At 37.7% G+C, this 17,644-nt stretch carries 15 protein-coding genes; 10 read left to right on the top strand and 5 right to left on the bottom strand.

What is annotated here, in order from left to right:
* Nucleotides 1-16 precede the first annotated feature (16 nt).
* Both CFK40_RS14775 and CFK40_RS14765 read right to left on the bottom strand, forming a co-directional pair.
* Complete coding sequence (locus CFK40_RS14775; RefSeq protein WP_089533125.1) at nt 17-1,936, bottom strand: vWA domain-containing protein; 1,920 nt, start codon at nt 1,934-1,936, stop codon at nt 17-19.
* A gap of 287 nt (nt 1,937-2,223) precedes the next feature.
* Nucleotides 2,224-3,099 carry an ATP-binding protein gene (locus tag CFK40_RS14765; protein ID WP_089533121.1) on the bottom strand — a complete coding sequence of 292 codons (876 nt, stop codon included), beginning with the start codon at nt 3,097-3,099 and terminating at the stop codon, nt 2,224-2,226.
* Nucleotides 3,100-3,259: 160 nt separating this feature from the next.
* On the opposite strand from CFK40_RS14765, the gene CFK40_RS14760 reads away from it, so the two are divergent.
* Both CFK40_RS14760 and CFK40_RS14755 read left to right on the top strand, forming a co-directional pair.
* Nucleotides 3,260-3,664, top strand: coding sequence for a hypothetical protein (locus CFK40_RS14760; protein ID WP_089533119.1), 405 nt, complete (start codon nt 3,260-3,262; stop codon nt 3,662-3,664).
* A 64-nt stretch (nt 3,665-3,728) separates the two neighbouring features.
* Nucleotides 3,729-4,226, top strand: coding sequence for a metallophosphoesterase family protein (locus CFK40_RS14755; RefSeq protein WP_089533117.1), 498 nt, complete (start codon nt 3,729-3,731; stop codon nt 4,224-4,226).
* A gap of 98 nt (nt 4,227-4,324) precedes the next feature.
* On the opposite strand, the gene CFK40_RS14750 is transcribed toward CFK40_RS14755, so the two are convergent.
* Nucleotides 4,325-5,218, bottom strand: coding sequence for a LysR family transcriptional regulator (locus CFK40_RS14750; RefSeq protein WP_089533115.1), 894 nt, complete (start codon nt 5,216-5,218; stop codon nt 4,325-4,327).
* 271 nt (nt 5,219-5,489) lie between these two features.
* Between CFK40_RS14750 and CFK40_RS14745 the strand changes: the two genes are divergently transcribed.
* The 6 genes from CFK40_RS14745 (at nt 5,490) to CFK40_RS14720 (ending at nt 14,337) form a co-directional block, all read left to right on the top strand.
* Nucleotides 5,490-7,211: an N-tau-methylurocanate hydratase gene (locus tag CFK40_RS14745; protein ID WP_089533113.1), complete on the top strand. Its 1,722-nt coding sequence runs from the start codon at nt 5,490-5,492 to the stop codon at nt 7,209-7,211.
* A 97-nt stretch (nt 7,212-7,308) separates the two neighbouring features.
* Nucleotides 7,309-8,562, top strand: a complete 1,254-nt coding sequence (gene hutI, locus CFK40_RS14740) for an imidazolonepropionase (protein WP_089533111.1) — start codon at nt 7,309-7,311, stop codon at nt 8,560-8,562.
* 17 nt (nt 8,563-8,579) lie between these two features.
* Nucleotides 8,580-9,731, top strand: a complete 1,152-nt coding sequence (locus CFK40_RS14735; protein ID WP_089533109.1) for a M20/M25/M40 family metallo-hydrolase — start codon at nt 8,580-8,582, stop codon at nt 9,729-9,731.
* A gap of 154 nt (nt 9,732-9,885) precedes the next feature.
* Nucleotides 9,886-11,241: a YjiH family protein gene (locus CFK40_RS14730; protein WP_089533107.1), complete on the top strand. Its 1,356-nt coding sequence runs from the start codon at nt 9,886-9,888 to the stop codon at nt 11,239-11,241.
* A gap of 99 nt (nt 11,242-11,340) precedes the next feature.
* A complete protein-coding gene (gene hutH / locus CFK40_RS14725) occupies nt 11,341-12,846 on the top strand; it encodes a histidine ammonia-lyase (protein ID WP_089533105.1) in 1,506 nt (501 codons plus the stop codon).
* A 144-nt stretch (nt 12,847-12,990) separates the two neighbouring features.
* Entirely contained in the window at nt 12,991-14,337 is a 1,347-nt protein-coding gene (locus tag CFK40_RS14720) for a Na+/H+ antiporter family protein (protein WP_089533103.1), read from the top strand.
* A gap of 383 nt (nt 14,338-14,720) precedes the next feature.
* Here the strand turns inward: CFK40_RS14720 and CFK40_RS14715 are convergent, their stop codons facing one another.
* Nucleotides 14,721-14,924 (bottom strand): hypothetical protein, encoded by a 204-nt coding sequence (locus CFK40_RS14715; protein WP_089533101.1) that lies wholly within the window; start codon nt 14,922-14,924, stop codon nt 14,721-14,723.
* Nucleotides 14,925-15,058: 134 nt separating this feature from the next.
* Between CFK40_RS14715 and CFK40_RS14710 the strand changes: the two genes are divergently transcribed.
* The gene (locus tag CFK40_RS14710; protein ID WP_319417994.1) at nt 15,059-16,069 is read left to right on the top strand and encodes a DUF3231 family protein; all 1,011 of its coding nucleotides are present in this window, start codon (nt 15,059-15,061) and stop codon (nt 16,067-16,069) included.
* Nucleotides 16,070-16,246: 177 nt separating this feature from the next.
* Entirely contained in the window at nt 16,247-16,390 is a 144-nt protein-coding gene (locus CFK40_RS21130) for a hypothetical protein (RefSeq protein ID WP_168927234.1), read from the top strand.
* A 161-nt stretch (nt 16,391-16,551) separates the two neighbouring features.
* On the opposite strand, the gene CFK40_RS14705 is transcribed toward CFK40_RS21130, so the two are convergent.
* Nucleotides 16,552-17,571, bottom strand: a complete 1,020-nt coding sequence (locus CFK40_RS14705; protein ID WP_089533098.1) for a DUF3231 family protein — start codon at nt 17,569-17,571, stop codon at nt 16,552-16,554.
* Nucleotides 17,572-17,644 lie beyond the last annotated feature (73 nt).

Below are 17,644 nucleotides of genomic sequence, written 5' to 3'. Positions count from 1 at the left end.
AGCATGAATTTCAAAACTAAATCGTCCGCAACAACAATTTCTTCAAAAGTGGCGCGAAATGCTCAGGTAGCTCGGCAACACTTGGAATCATTACACGTTCTTTCCCATAAATATTTTTCATCGTTAGATCTTCTCTTTCGTCGATTTCTCCATCTGCTAAAAACATCCCAATGACATCAATTCCTTTTTTGCGCGCTTCTGATACAGCGACGTTCGTATCGATAATGCCATTTTGATCATAATTCATAGCAGCTGGTTCACCGTCTGAAAATACGAGCAGGAATTTGTGCTTTTCTCTTCTGGCTGCTAACTGCTTTGTCATGATACGTATGCTGAAGCCATCTCGGTTATCTTCCTCTGGCTCGAGCTGCATGATTTTGGCCCCCGCGTTTTGATAAAGGGAATCCGTGTGGGAATGGATAACGTGAAAATAATTTGGCTGATAGTTATCCTGCGCGTCATTTGCATCCTCCCAAAAACCGACAATGGAGTGGGGGATCTTTAGCTGATTTAACACTTCATGAAACAGTACAATGCCTCGTTTGGTTTCATTTATTTTATTATGCATGGAAGCGGAACAGTCCACGAGTAGGGTGAAAACGGCATCGATATTTTTTGATTCCTGGTTTTTCTTATAAAATACCCTTGGGTTTTCGTCGATAATAACGGGCAGCAACTTTTTGGATAGCCGACCAATGATTAAATCTCTCCGCGCATCATTCTTTTTGTGTTCCAATACTTTTTCAATTGTGGATGCAAGCTTTCGTTTGTAGATTTCGATCGAACTGACAACGTTCTGGTAAGTCCGTTCATCTTCTATTGACGGTGACGTAGCTTTCTTTGTGATCGCAACTGCATCTTTATTTTCCTCTCCATAGACAGGTTCAGTTGTTTGTTTTCCTTGGGTTGTCCCTTGTTTCTCTAGTGACTCGACTTCCGAATAGTCATTTTTCTCACTTTGTCCTGAAGCTCCTTGAATGGTTCCCATGGCTTGATCAGCATCTTCGGTTTCTCTCGTTCCGCCGCCCATGATGTTTGTCTTCGTGCCAACTTCTAACTCAAATTGCAGAAAGGTTTGCTTCCTGTCACTGTTTTGATTCTCCCTGTGCCATGAGGAGAATTTTTCGTCAATGTACTCATTTTTCTCCTGATCCACTTCTTCTTCGTCATCGTTTTCGAGATCATCTGTCCGCGTTAATTCATCAAATAATGTGTTCATGGCATAACTTTCTATGTGTGAAATTGGGAATGTAAAATAATTATTTATCATGTCCTGATAATGTTTCTCTAATTGAAATACGATTTGTTCAGTAATTTTAGTAATGTCATCCGTGCCTTTTGCTTCAAAAGAGGCATAAATGAGCGGTTTTAATTTTTCCAAATGGCTTAGCTGCTGCTCATTCACTCTCGGAAAAGTTGGATCTGGCTGATCTGATTGTAGTAACAGATAGATGAGACAAAACAATTCATCGAGTGAGTAGCTTTTTGTCACGTTTGAAGATAATCGGGTCTCAAAATAGTGCTTTAGGTACTTTTTCCGGATAGCAAAGTCTTTTTTCGTACCTGGTCTATCTTTTACTATGATTTCTTCCAGGCGTAAATCTTCCAGTAACGTAATAAGTTGAGCAGCAAATTTCGGTAGGGCTGATTCTTTTGTTTCTTCTAAATAGGCTTTCATAGAGGGAAGATGTGAATAATGCAAAGTCCCAATTGTACGCAAAAACACATCTGTTTTATACCCAGACTCCTTAATCGTTTCATTCACCACATCCCAGAAATGGCTACCTGTCACCTTTTCATCGATGAGATCAATAAATGACCCATATGTGTATTCGAATTTTAAATCCTGCTTATTCGACAATATAGTGGATAAGTCTTGTAACTGCAGAAAAAGATTCGTATCTACCTTGGAATCATCCCAGCGGTTATATTTCATTGGATTTCTCCTCCTTTCTAATCTAGGTGCGGTCTTTTTGTCTAGTTTGCTGCAAGCCACCCAAACTCGGGAGACAGCCACACGCACTCGGGAGACAGCCACTCGTATTCGGGAGACAGCGGCCCAAACTCGGGAGACATCCGGCCGTACTCGGGAGGCAGCTACCCCAACTCGGGAGACAGCCGCCCAAACTCGGGAGACAGCTGCACTAACTCGGGAGACATCCGGCCGCACTCGGGAGACAGCTGCCCAAACTCGGGAGACAAGCCCCAAGCTCGATTCCCCCCCTAAAAAAGGGTATCTGCTAGATTTTTAACAAATTCGCGTTCTCGCCCTTCTTCCAGTTTATCGACGATTGACCGTAGAATTGCCCGTTTCGGCGGGATGATGACACTCAGATCACAAGCGTCGAGCAATGCGCGAATGGATGCAGCATCTTCGGATAGTTTGCCTTGTGAAACAGCGCGAATGAGGTCACTGGACAAGGTGACAAATAAATCGATTGTTGATTTGTTTGTTAACCTTGTATTCGTTTGGATCAATTCCTTCAATTGTTCCCCTTCAATATACGGAACATCAATAACAATAAAACGATTTTTCAGTGCCTCATTCAATGGGACTGTACCAACATAGCCTTCGTTGATTGCAGCAATAACATTAAAACCATCTTTTGCTGTAATAATTTCGTTTGTAAAAGGATTGGTGATCGTCCTTCGGTAGTCAAGCACGCCGTTAATGAGTGGCAATGTTTCCGGCTTGGCCATATTTATTTCATCAATATAAAGAAAGGTTCCACCGTTCATCGCACTCGTGACGGGACCTGGTACAAATTCAATCTGTTGTTTGTCTGCTTCATATGTTAACGTTTTAAAGCCCATTAAGCTTTCCGCATCCAAATCCACGGAGCAGTTGACACTGAACATTGGTTGGTGGAACAAATTGGATAGTGTTTCAGCAAACTTAGTCTTTCCAGCACCTGTAGGACCTTTCAGTAAAACATTTTTGCCCATGCTTAGTGCTGAAATTGCATCGATTAATAGATCCATATGTGGGGGGACATAGCCGCCTTGTCGAATCAATTCCTGATATGTGTCATCATTTTCTCTTTGGTTTGTATTTAAAATTTCAATTATATTTTCTGGTAGATTGTAGTTAGTGTGCATGGATAAACTCCTTTCAAGGATATTCTAAACCTTATATAGGGAGATGACAAAGTTTGTGGGTCGTGGGGTCAGGTTTCTTGTCCTAAAACCACGTAAATGAATGTATGTATCTCCCATATGAAGTAAACAATTGACATTATAAATCAAAAGGGGGGACGGCATGTTTTCTTTTCGCGGAGATGCGCATAAGTTATTTCTCACATTAAAAGGACAAAAAGAAATCCATTCCAATAAGGAACTTAAAGAGACAGCTGAAATCAAATCCTTCTATGAATCCCTTGACAGCAAAACTCTTCAATTAGTCCATTATCGAATGATTAAAGAACGAAACGGAATGGGTATTATTCCAATCTTCATCACTTCGATTCCCTGGCTTTTATTTTTAATTTCAGGAAAAATTCAAGACGTTATATTTAAAGATGGCAGTTTACTTTGGGCGATTTTTATTTCTCTATACCTCATTCTTTTAACAATCAGTGTCATTTTTCATTTTAAAGAAAAGGCATGGGCAGCGTTTCATATTGAAATGATCAAGGATATTCTAGGGGAAAGGGAAAGAAAGTAGTTAAGTAATAAAGTATAATTGATTGTAACGTGAGATAATGATACGAAAAGAAAGGTTGTTACTGGTGGAAATCCTCGTAACAGCAGACACTCATATATCGGATAAAAGTAAGCAACTGCCAACTAACTTAATTGCGGCATGTAAAACAGCTGACCTTATTATTCACGCAGGTGATTGGAAATCGGTGGAGGTTTACAAAACGCTTTCCAATTATGCCGAAGTTAAAGGTGTCTATGGAAATGTTGATTCAGATGATATAAAAGAACAATTTCCCGCACAACAAATAGTAGAAGTGAATGGATATAAAATTGGAATTGTCCATGGACATGGTGAGAAAAAAACAACAGAAAAGCGTGCATTGGAAGCTTTCGAAGGACAAGAAGTCGACGTTATCATTTTTGGCCACTCGCACATTCCAATGATACGGTACTTTAAAAATATACTATTAATGAACCCGGGATCCCCAACCGATAAGCGGAAGTTGCCTTATTATTCGTATGGGATTCTTGAGATTGGTGAGGAAGTTAGGGCGGAAATTAGTTTTTTTAGTGATAAAGGTTAAGAAGGAAAACTTATCCTCTAAATAACAGTGTTGTGTTTAGAGGATAAGTATTGAAAAGCATATAGTTCTATTCGTATCAGGATGCCAATCGATAAAAACTACTTATTAAAATACGTTTTCACTAACAATATAAATTGGTCAACTAGTGGTGGCAAATAGCGATTTGTATCAAAGGCTAAATATACTGTCCTTGATATATTTGAATCGTGAATTCGTTTAAAATGAAAATTGGTTCTCCCCATATGCTTTACGTAGTTTTCAGGTGCTACCGTGACCCCCAATCCTTCCTCCACAAGGTCGCATGCTGTTTCAAATCTTCCAATTTCAAAATGAATATTTGGTTTTATTCCTCCTTTTCTAAAGGCATTTAAAATATCCTCTCGTGTTTGAAACCCTTCCTTTGAGATAATAAGTTTTTCATTCTTTAAATCTTGAATGGTTATAAAACTCTTATATTTTAATGGGTGTGACGGTGGCAGTAGAGCAACCAATCGTTCGTCATATAGTGGAATTGTTTTAATGCTGTCATTATTAATATATTGATTTGTTATTGCTAGGTGAATGTCAAAATTTTTTAGGGCATTTTCGACATCTTTAAAACTAAGAACATCCAATAATCGGATATAGACGTCTGCATACTCTCCTGTAAATTTTGTCAGAACTTTAGGAACCCAAAATTTGGATGACTCTATGATACCTACGGATAATTCTAATGGTCCTTCTTTTTTTAATCGATTCATTTCATCTGAAACATGGTCAAAATGAATCAAAAGCTTTTTAGCCTCCTGATATAGAATTTTTCCTTCCTTGGTTAATTTTAATTCTCTTTTACTTCTATCTAATAGAGTAAAACCAAGCTCTTTTTCCAACTTTTTAATAGAAGTACTTAATGATGGTTGGGAAATATGCACTTTTTCAGCTGCAGCAGTAAATGTTGAATGATCAATTACGGTTACAAAGTAATATAAATGTTGTAAATGCTGTAATTCCAAGGCTAATCCCCTCTCCTATAGTTTCAAGCTATAGAACTATTTAAACTATGTATTGGTATTTATAGTTTATATTAATTACACTATTATTGAAAGTAGATAAATTCAGAATTTCAAACTTGAAATAATCTTTTGCGAGGTGATGATTTCGTTAAGATCCTTTTACCATTACTACATAAACATTCATCATGAATTATATGTAAGCGCTTTTTTCGCAATCTAAAAAACTTGCTTCAAAAATAAAAGAGTTTTATTTACAAGGAGGAAATATAAAATGGTTGAACAAAACACACAACAGAAGCCAGAAATTCTATACTCTGTAAAAGCGCAACGCGGAAGTGAATTGCGTTGTAAAGGTTGGAGACAAGAAACAATTCTCAGAATGCTTGAAAATAACATGGAGAATGCTGAAAAACCTGAAGAACTTGTTGTTTATGGCGGTATTGGAAAAGCTGCACGTAACTGGGAGTCTTACCACGCAATCGTAAAATCGTTAAAAGAATTGGAAGAAGATGAAACATTGGTCGTTCAGTCGGGTATGCCAGTTGCTGTTTTTAAAACACATAAATATGCACCAAAAGTAGTAATGGCAACAACCAACATTATGAAACCTACATGGGAAACATTCTATGATTTACAGGATAAAAACTTAACAATTTTTGCTCAATACACTGCTGCCCCTTGGGAATACATTGGTACACAAGGTGTTATCCAAGGAACGTTTGAAACACTTTCTGCGATTGCACGCAAACATTACAATGATTCGCTTGTTGGGAAAATAATGTTGACTGCTGGTGCAGGGGGAATGGGTGGAAACCAAACAAGAGCTATGGCAATGCATAATGGTGTTGCAATTCTTTGTGATTCAAATGTTGAAATTATCGAGCGTCGTATGAAAGTTGGTTATATCGATGTCCTTGCAGACTCGCTTGATGAGGCAATTGCATTGGCTGAGAAGAATGCGACAGAAGGTACGGCTATCGGAATTGGCGTAGTTGGGAACGCTGCTGACATTTTCGAGGAAGCATACGAAAAAGGATTTAAACCAGATATTCTTACTTCCATGACACCAGCCCATGATCCGATTTCCTACTTGCCTGCTGGTTTTACGGTGGAAGAGGCGGACGAATTGCGTAAAAGAGATCGTCAACTTTATTTGCAAAAAGCACAAGAAACAATGATCCGTGAATTGCGAGTAACGAATAAATTCTTTGATGATGGTGTACATGCTTTTGAATACGGCACAAGCTTACGTAAGGAGTGTCGCGACGGTGGGATGCCAGAAGATGAAGCAATGAAAATTCCAGGTTTTGTCGCTGAATATATCAGACCACTTTTCTGTGAAGGCCGTGGACCATTCCGTTGGATATGCATGTCTGGTGATCCTTCCGATTTAGAGAAAATTGACAATATGGTTCTTGAAAAGTTCAAAGACGATTTACTTGTCACTAGATGGATTAATTTAGCTAAGGAGCACATTCCGATTGAAGGATTACCTGCCCGTATTTGTTATTTAGGCTTCGGTCAACGGAAAGAATTTGCTCTTGAAGTTAACGAAATGGTTAAGCGAGGCGATTTAAAAGGACCTGTTGCATTCTCACGTGACAACCTTGATTCGGGGTCGATCGTAAATCCGACGTTTGAATCGGAAAACATGCCTGATGGCGGTGATTTGATTTCTGATTGGCCTGTACTGAATGGCTTGCTTAATGCTGTTGGTATGTGTGATTTGATTGCCCTGCAAGCAAACTATTCAATGGGTGAAGCAGTTCACACAGGGGTAACGATGATAGCTGATGGAACGGAAGAGGCAAATATGCGCCTAGAAGTTAGTATGACAGTAGACTCTGGTATCGGTGTAGTACGTCATGCGCAAGCAGGCTATGAAAGTGCGAAAGATGTTGCCAATGGGAAAGGGAAGCTTACAGATGAAAGTATCAAAATTCCACTTTGGTGGACGCCTACAGCTACTTTCGGACCAGACGATCAAAAGTAATAGATTATAAAAATAGGGTGAAGGGGGATGGCCACAGTTGCATATCCCTTTTCCCTAAAAATACTTGTCTAGCAATTTCGTACAGGAGGTAAAACGATTGGTTAATCAAAAAGAAAAAGCAGACTTAGTCATAACGAACGCAAATGAAGTTTTAACCTGTACAGGTGATAAAGCTGATTCAATTGGAAAAATTATAGATGGCTGGATAGCGATATCCGGTGAGAAGATAATTGCAGTTGGTTCAAAAGAAGATGTCACACAAAATGTTGATATTGAGCAGGCAGAAATAATTGATGCTACTGGTAAAGTGGTGGCACCGGGATTTGTGGATAGTCATACACATACCGTTTTTGGCGGATCCCGTGTTGAAGAATATGCTGCGAAAATGACTACCTCAGATCCAGAAGAGTTAAAACGGAGAGGCATAGAAACAGGCGTGATGGTCTCGGTCAATAAGACAAGAAACGCAAGTAACCAAGAACTCTATCAATCTACTGAAAAAAAGATAAAAGGTATGTTGGAATCCGGTACCACTACTGTTGAAGTGAAAAGTGGATATGGTTTAAGTACAAAAGATGAGATGAAAATTTTAGAAGTAGCCTCTGAATTAAACAATAACTCAGAGATGGATATTGTGAATACATTTCTTGGTGCACATGGATGGCCAGATGATATGACAAAAGAAAATTATATCGATCAGATTATCGAGGAAATGATTCCCCAAGTAAAAGAGCGTAATCTTGCTACTTTTCATGATGTTTGGATAGAAGACTCGCACTTTGACGTGGAAGATACGCGTAGAATGCTTGAAGCTGGTGAAAAAGCTGGCCTAAAGTCTAAAGTCCATACGGATGCCTACTCCTATATCGGTGGATCAGATTTAGCAGCAGAAATGAAAGTTGTTTCAGCAGATCATCTTAATTTTACTCCGCCTGAGGTTATGAAGAAGATGGCAGATGCTGGTGTGATCGGAGTTCTTATGCCTTCGTTGGATTTTGCGGTGGCACATAAACGACCATTTGATGCAAGATCGATGATTGATAATGGCTTAACAGTGGCTCTTGCAACAAATTTGAATCCAGGTAACTGGACAGAGTCAATGCAGTTTGTCATGGTGCTGGCATGCAGATTATATGGGATGTCACCTGAAGAGGCGATACGCGCGGCGACTATTAATGGTGCGAAATCACTGGAATTGGATCAAGACCGTGGCTCCATTGAAAAAGGGAAGCTAGCAGATATCCAGATTTGGGATATCCCCTCCTATGAACATGTTATTTATCGTCTTGGTAGCAACGTTGTCGACCGTGTTATAAAAAGGGGAAAAACAGTCATCACTAGAAATGGATAAGGAAAGGATGGATTAGATTGGTAAGTGAAAATAAAACAACAGTAAAAATAAATGAAGAACGCTTATTAGACAGCTTTTTAGAATTGGCAAAAATCAATGCGCCTAGTGGCAGTGAAAAGCCAATGGCGGAATTTTTAATTCCAAAACTGGAAGAACTGGGTTTTTCAATTCAGTTTGATGAAGCTCATAAGGAGTTTGGAGGGAACTGCGGTAATCTGATTGCCTGGTGGGAAGGTACTGATTCAGATGCTGAACCTTTATTTTTATCCACACATATGGACACGGTACTTCCGACTGAAGGATTGGATCCAGTTATAAAAGATGGAATTATTTATTCAGATGGCACAACGATACTCGGGGCAGACGATCGAGCTGCATTAGCTGCCTATCTGGAGGGTATTAAAGTTATTCAAGAATCCGGGACCCCATGCGGACCAATCGAATTAGTTCTTACGGTTAATGAACAACCTGGACTTGTCGGAGCAAGCCATTTGGATTATTCATTAGTAAAGAGTAAAAAAGGCTTTATTTTTGACAGTAGTGGGGATGTAGGTCAGATTATTTTGCAAGGTCCTTATAGCAGTCGTATTTATTGCGATATAAAAGGAAGGTCTTCTCATATCGGTTTGAATCCAGAAGAAGGGATCAATGCATTCCTTATCGCTTCAGACGCATTGAAAAATATGAAGCTTGGTAAGATTGATGACCAAACGTTAGCTAATATTGGTGTTATTAAAGGTGGAACAATGTCTTCCATTATTCCAGGTGAAGTTGAATTAGTCGGGGAAGTACGTAGTTTTGAAAAAGAGGGCTTAGATAATCAGTTGGAACACATGAAAGCAGCTGTTGAAAAAGCGGCAGAACAACATGACGGTAGCGCAAAAGTGAGGTTTGAGAAGAAATATTTAGGGTTTAATGTACCAAAAGAAGATGATCTGGCAAAAACAGCATTAAGCGCAGCAGATGAAATCGGCGTTGATAAATATACTACTAAAACACTTGGGGGCGCTGATACAAACGTTCTCAATGAAAATGGGCTTGAATGTATTACATTAGGCAATGGGTTTCGAAATATTCATACCTTTCATGAGCATATCAGCATAGAAAACTTAATGAATGGTGGCAGATATGCTGCAGGCCTTATAAAAGATTGGTATGAAACGCATTAAAAGAACTAATAATGTTTTAGGATTCTGGCTCATGACGAAGCCGGAATCCCAATTTCATAAAAGTATTATTTATTAGGAAGCATTTCTCTTTATTTACGGTTTAAAATTTACTGTTATTTAAGACTCATAGTTAAGATGGAAAGAGGTTGTTAAGATGAGTGGAATTGAAAAGTCTAACATTCCTGAAGATAATTATGTGCAAAGTGACATTAATAGATCTACTCTTTCTCCGAGGCATTTTTTGAACTTCTTTGTTTTTAGTTCTATTGGAATATTTATGTTTTTTGTACCAATTGAAGTAAATGGTAAAAGTTCAATACCATTGGACCATCTTATAAGTTGGATACGGGGATTAATCGGTGTTGGCGCTTCCTATTATGCGTTGCTCCTTGTTATTTTAGGAGCAGCATATCCCTTTTACAAAAGAACATGGAATAAAAATAAAGTGGAGGTTGTTATCTCCGTTTTTAAGGTATTGGGAGCGGTTGCAACTTTTCTCGTAATGTTTGAAATGGGCCCTGGATGGTTGATGGCTGAAAACATGGGACCATACTGGTTAAATTTATTGCTTATACCAATTGGGTTGCTTGTGCCCATTGGTGCCATTTTCTTAGCTTTACTTGTAGGTTATGGCTTGCTAGAATTTATTGGGGTTATCATGCAGCCGATAATGCGACCGATTTGGAAAACACCGGGACGGTCAGCGATCGATGCTGTTGCTTCATTTGTTGGGAGCTACTCAATCGGACTATTGATTACAAACCGAGTCTATAAAGAAGGAAAGTATTCGAAAAGAGAGGCAACAATTATCGCTACAGGTTTTTCAACCGTCTCAGCAACATTTATGGTTGTTGTCGCAAAGACGCTGGATTTGATGCACATATGGAACTTATATTTCTGGGTGACGTTTTTAGTTACATTTATTGTCACTGCTATTACTGTAAGAATTTGGCCATTAAATAAAATAAGCGATGATTATTATACAAAAGAAGGATATCCAGAAGATACAATTCAAGGTAATCGTATTAAACATGCATGGCAACAAGCAATGATAACAGCTCAAAATGCTCCTAGTCTAAGGAAGAATATTTTTGATAACCTAAAAGACGGTTTGTTAATGGCAATGGCGATCCTTCCAACTATTATGTCAGTAGGTTTACTAGGCTTTATTTTAGTCAACCATACCTCAATTTTTGACTATGTTGGGTATATATTTTATCCGTTAACCCTTTTATTGCAAATACCAGAGCCATTTCTGGCTGCAAAAGCGGCTACTGTTAACTTAATTGATATGTTTGTTCCATCGTTAGTTGTCTTGGACACAAGCTTAGAAACTCGATTTATAATAGGTTCTCTTTCCATTTCAGCTATTCTATTTTTCTCATCATTGATTCCATGTATTCTTTCCACTGAAATACCAATTAAACTAAGTCACATGATTGCTATTTGGTTTGTTAGAACTGTGTTCACTTTATTAATTGTTACACCAATTGTTTATTTAATACTTTAATTAGCTTTTTTAGAATCATACCATTTAAGGCTATAGCCATATACATAAATTTCCACACTAACTTGCAAGCAATTCTACAGAGAAGGGGAGAAGAAAAACATGTCACAAAATCATGTCATTAAACTAGATGGATATACGCTGGATCGACACAAGATTGAACAGGTTGTTAATGGTGTCGCAGAAGTAACTATAGCAGAAGAAAGCTTGGAAAAAGTAAAAGAAAGCCGTAAACGAATCGAAAAGCAAATTAATGAGGGTCAAATAGTTTATGGCGTTAATACTGGTTTCGGAAAATTGAGTGATATAGAAATTGAAAAAAATGATATTGAAAGACTACAATTGAACCTTCTGCGTGCAGATGCAGTCGGTGTTGGTGAACCATTTCCAAAGTCAGTTGTTAGGGCAATGATGACATTACGTGCGAATTCACTTATCAAAGGTTTTTCCGGAATTAGAGAAGAGACGCTGACATTACTAGTCAACATGATCAACAAAGGTGTCCATCCGGTCATTCCATGTAAAGGTTCTGTTGGGGCCAGTGGAGATTTAGCTCCTCTTGCACATATGGCAATTGTACTGATTGGTGAAGGGAAAGCGGAGTACCAAGGAGAAGTACTTTCTGGATTAGAGGCGTTGAAAAACGCTGGACTAGAACCCGTTACTTTACAGGCAAAAGAGGGACTTGCTTTGATTAACGGTACTCAGGCGATGACAGGTGTCGGGGCAATTGCCCTTAACGAAGCAGAACGACTTGGTATGGCATCAGATATGTCTGCATGTTTGACAATGGAAGCCCTTCAGGGGGTGATTTCTGCTTTTGATCCGGATTTATTAGCTGTTCGTCCTCATCCGGAGATTGAAAATGTTGCATCCAGAATAAGAAAGTGGTTAGAAGGCAGCAAACGCATTACCGAACAGGGAGAGATCAGGATGCAGGACGCTTATTCTATTCGTTGCATTCCTCAGGTTCATGGAGCATCCTGGCAGACATTCAGACATGTAGATAGTGTGCTAGGAATTGAATTTAATTCGACAACAGACAACCCAATTGTTCTCGAAGATGGCCGGATCATTTCTGGGGGCCACTTCCACGGACAGCCGATCGCTCTTTCTATGGATCATTTAAAAATTGCTGCAGCTGAATGGGCAAATATTGCAGAGCGAAGAATTGAACGCCTTGTTAATCCGCAATTAAGTGGTATGTCTCCATTTTTAGCAAAAGATCCTGGTTTAGAATGTGGATTGATGGTGGCACAATATGCTGCAGCCGCACTTGTTTCTGAAAATAAAGTACTGGCACATCCGTCAAGTGTTGACTCAATTCCAACATCAGCAAACCAGGAAGACCACGTTAGTATGGGAACAATCGGTTCAAGACAAGCACGTGATATGATTCATAATTCAGCTCGCGTTATTGCGATTGAAATGATTTGTGCTTCACAAGCAATTTATTTAGAAAATATAGAAGAGGAATTAGCTTCAGTTACAAGAGAATATTTGAAAAAAGTACGTGAAATTTGTCCGCCACTTGAAAGTGATCGTGATATTTCGGATCAAATAGAGAAATTGGCTACATTTATTTTAACGGAAAATATAAATTACTAATTTAATAACTCTGAAGTATTGTAGTCCTATGGTAAGAAGAAGTATGGTGCAGCATACTTTCTATTTAAATTGACCGAATATTAATAATTATCCATCTGGAATGATGGCTTATTATAAAATCCATTAAAAAAGGTGAGTGGAAAAATGGTTTTGCTAAACCCTGTTGTATTGTCTGTTTTGACGTTAGCACTTTTAAGTTTGTTCCGAGTACATGTTATTTTTGCATTGGTAGTGTCGGCAATTGTTGCTGGATTGACGGCGGGATTGCCTCTTGCAGATACAATCAATACATTAATAAGTGGTATGGGTGGGCAAGCAGAAACAGCTCTTAGCTATATACTACTTGGTATTTTCGCAGCGATGATAGCCTTATCTGGGATAACAGAAGTTTTAGTGCAATATTTACTGAGAGTTATAAAAGAAAAGAAATTCGTTTTGCTATTTCTAATTGCGGGTCTTACCTGTCTCTCCGGAACGGTAATTCCAGTACACATTGCTTTTATTCCGATTTTAATCCCGCCACTTCTCATACTCTTTAATCACCTTGGGATTGATCGACGCGCGGTAGCCTCTGCATTAACATTTGGATTGAAGGCACCTTATATGGTAGTCCCAATAGGGTACGGTTTAATCTTTCACGGAATTATAGCTAGTGAAATGGAGAAGAACGGAATGCCGATAGCAATGTCAAAAATTCCCTTGGCAATGAGTATCCCTGTATTAGGCATGATTGTGGGGCTTCTTATTGCGATATTGTTCACCTATAGAAAATCTCGTAAGTATAAGGATGTTGAAATAAAGGATCCGGTAAAAGATGCCGCCGAGGAAATTGCCGTTACAACAGAGGATAAACCAGGCGTGACTAGTAAAAATAAAAAGTTGCATGCTTTCACTTTAATTTCCATTATTGCAGCTTTTGTCCTTCAACTCACTTTTGATTCGATGGTGATTGGTGCTATCGGTGGTATTACCGTAATGTTTTTGTCTAGGGTTGTTTATCTGAAAACAGGGGATAGGGTTGTTCAGGAAGGCATGTTAATGATGGGGGCTATTGCATTTATTATGTTAATTGCTTCAGGTTATGCGAATGTTTTGAAAGAAACAGGTTCTGTTAATGAATTCGTTTCAAGCGCCAGCACGTGGTTTGATGGGAGTAGTCACTTAATTGCAGCATTCGCGTTGTTGTTAATCGGACTTTTCATAACGATGGGAATTGGTACTTCTTTTGGAACGATACCAATTATTGCAGCAATTTATGTTCCATTATGTGCTGCTTTAGGTTTTAGCACATTAGCGACTGCTGCTTTAATTGGTACAGCTGGTGCGCTTGGTGATGCTGGGTCACCTGCATCAGATAGTACACTTGGTCCAACAGCAGGTCTTAGTGTTGATGGACAGCATGATCACATTTGGGATACATGCGTACCAACGTTTATTCACTACAATATTCCATTGCTCATTTTTGGCACAATAGCTGCAGTTGTACTATAAGTAGATTTGAATTACGTCATAACATAAAAAGCTCCAAGTCGGTTTAAACCCGTCTGGAGTTTTTGGTTCTTGTGGAAATTATATTGTATAAGGTAATCATTAAAGTCTAGGTGTTGGTATGTATATGTTACAGGAAGGAATTAAATTAGCTGAAAAATGGGATATAAGGGAATTGTTTTGAAGAGTTTATCGCTATTATCATGCTTTGGAATATAACATCATTTGAATTCGGAATTTATGCGGCAAGAAAAATCTTCGTCTTCTGAAGAGAATTTAATGGCATGAATCTTAATAAAGATCGCCCGTATTTTTATAATACCTGTGGGTCTGTTAGGAATTGCAAGAGATTAATAAGGCATCAGGCATAATAGCTCGAAGCTTTTTTACGTCATATATCTCAACTCAGCTCCAATATCCTCTAGTATCTGCTCTTTTAGCTCTTTCTTTTGTTCTAGTATATCTTTGCAGTATCCTGGCTCTATTTGGTTTATATATCTGTATAAATCCTCTAGGTCTGCTTGAGCCTCAGTCTTTAATTCATGTAGGTTAGTTATTCTTGTCTGTAGATTTTCCATTCTATTCAACATGTATTCTAGCTCCTTATAAGACATTTTGATTTAGTATAACCAACTTAGTTTTTTTTATTTATCTTATTTTCCTATTAAAAGATTAAATTTTGGGCATAATCACCTATTATAGATAATTATGTTAGGAGTGAAATATGATGGAACGTGATCATGTAAAACTGACATCAGCAGAAATTACACAACTTTGGACTGCATACATAAATGACAGTGTCCTGATATGTAAGTTTCAATACTTTTCAGCTAAAGTTAAGGATGAAGAAATTAGACCACTTATCCAACAGGCTTTGGATTTAGCTCAGGGTAATGTAAAAACGTTAACTGAAATTTTTAATAAGGAAAATTACCCAATTCCACATGGATTTAAATTGGATGAGGATGTAGATGTATCTGCTCCTAGTTTGTATTCTGATTCATATGTTTTGAATTACCTTCATTTAGGAGCGCAAATTGCCTTACAAACCTACAGTATCAGTTTGTCTTTGGCTGTAAGGGCAGATGTTTATAGTTACTTTAATGAATGTATTTCACAGTTAACTCCATTTCTTAGAGAAACAAAGGAACTTTTATTATCCAAAGGGCTTTATATCAGGTCACCATACCTCCCAACACCTGAGAATTATGACTTTGTAAAAAGCCAGAGTTTCCTTACAGGTTATTTTGGTGAAAGAAGACCTTTGGTAGGTACAGAAATTATAAACCTCTATTCTAATTTTCAAAGGAATGCTTTAGGTGTAGCCACTATGATTGGGTTTAGCCAAGTAGCAAAGTCAAAAGAGGTAAGAAAGTATCTTGTAAGGGGTAAAGAAATTGCATCTAAACATTGTGAGATATTCGGCTCAATCATGAGAGAGGATGATCTTTCTGTACCTATTACAATGGATACAGAAGTCACAGAATCAACTGCTTATACTTTTTCTGATAAGTTAATGATGTTCTACTCCACAGCTTTAATTGCTTTGAGTGTTGGATATTATGGTTCAAGTATGGCAATGAGCCCAAGAAGAGATTTAGGTGTAAAATATAGCAGATTAGTACTTGAAATACTTAAATATGCTGAGGACGGAGCAAACATCATGATTAAAAATGGATGGATGGAAGAACCACCTAGAGCATTGGATAGGGATGAATTGGTGAAGAAAAAATAAAATTAAAAAGGGCTAATTTTCTTTATGGACCTTTAAAATAATGAGTGTCATTCTATCCAATAGGATTTTATATGGAATTTTATAGATGATCACTATATTACATTTATGTTACATTCTTTGTAATACCCTTTTAATTTGTTTGAAAATTGCTATGATTATGTAAAGGTGGTGGGTACAATGAATTATATGGACCAATACATAAGTCTTGTTCAAGAATTTAAACAGAAATTAGACAGGGAATTAACAAACGAAGAATATGAATTTATTGTATGGTTGGCAGAACAGCAAGCCAATTTCCAAAAGATCCCGCAATGTTCATAAGAACTTGTATATAAATTTTATAACATTAGAAAACTTAGCTTATCGCAAGCCTTAGTTGCACTTATGCAGTAAGAAAGGGTTTATACTTTCTTAACTGCCAAAAAAGTCTTGCTGGTTACGTGGACAGCAGACTTATTTGATTGATGCATTCTTTATCTAAGCTAGTCAGTATATTTATTTGCTAACTCATTTCTGTCAGGAGCTATAGGAGGTTGTTCCATCCATTTATTTTTCACCATAATTCTAGCACCTTCTAATGCATACTTTTGTATTTCTAATGTTAATCTGTTATAAAGCACCCCAATATCAATTCTTGGACTTTCAGCAATAGCAACACCATAATAACCAATACTCAACGTATTCAAAGAGGCTGTAAAAAACATCATGAGTTTTTCAGAAAATGTGTAAGTTGTGCTATTTGTAGTTTCTGTAGCCCAAGTCATAGGAGCAGTAAGATTACCTTCTTCTAATTTTTCACTAAATAGTTTTCTATGCTTTTTACCAATTTCTATACCTTTAATGAAAAATTGTGTTACATCCTTAGACCTTGCTACTTGGCTAAAGCCATATAAGGTAGCTACTCCTATAGCATTTCTTTGGATGTTTGTATAAAGATGTGTTACCTCTAATGCTATTAAAGGTCGCTTTTCTCCAAAAACATCTAACATAAATCCTTGCTTATTCACATAATCAACTTGCTCCAAGTTTGGAAAGTAAGGTGATCTGATATATAGTCCTTTTGACAATAATAAATTCTTTGTCATTTCATATAATTGCATTGTTTCTGATAGACATTCTTTATAATAATCTGTAATGTCAGTTCTTACAGCCACAGATAAACTAAGTGAATAACCATGAAGTCCAACTCTAGCCATATTATGTATAAAGTTTAATACATAGCTGTCAGAAAATAACCTAGGAGCAGTTAAATCAACATCCTCTTCTACTTTAAAGCCATGAGGGATACTATACTTTTCCTCCGTAAGTATTGCAGTTATTTTTTGAATATGACTAGTTGCTATTTGTAAAGAATGTTCAATTACAGGCTTTATCTCAGCATCCTCTACTTTTTCACAGTAATATGTTAACATACAGATGCTTGCAGTATCACTCATGTACTGAGTCCACAGCTGGGAAATCTCTGCTGCTGTTAGTCGTATCTGTTTACCTTGTTCCTCCATAAAATGTGACCCCCATAAAATTGCAAGATATGAGATATTCTTCCCTTTAACTACCTATTTATGTAATCTTTTG

This window comes from Virgibacillus necropolis, assembly GCF_002224365.1.
GTDB classification, from domain to species: Bacteria; Bacillota; Bacilli; order Bacillales; family Amphibacillaceae; genus Virgibacillus_F; species Virgibacillus_F necropolis.
The sequence above is the reverse complement of the archived record's forward strand: the minus strand, read 5'-3'. Positions and strand labels throughout refer to the sequence as shown.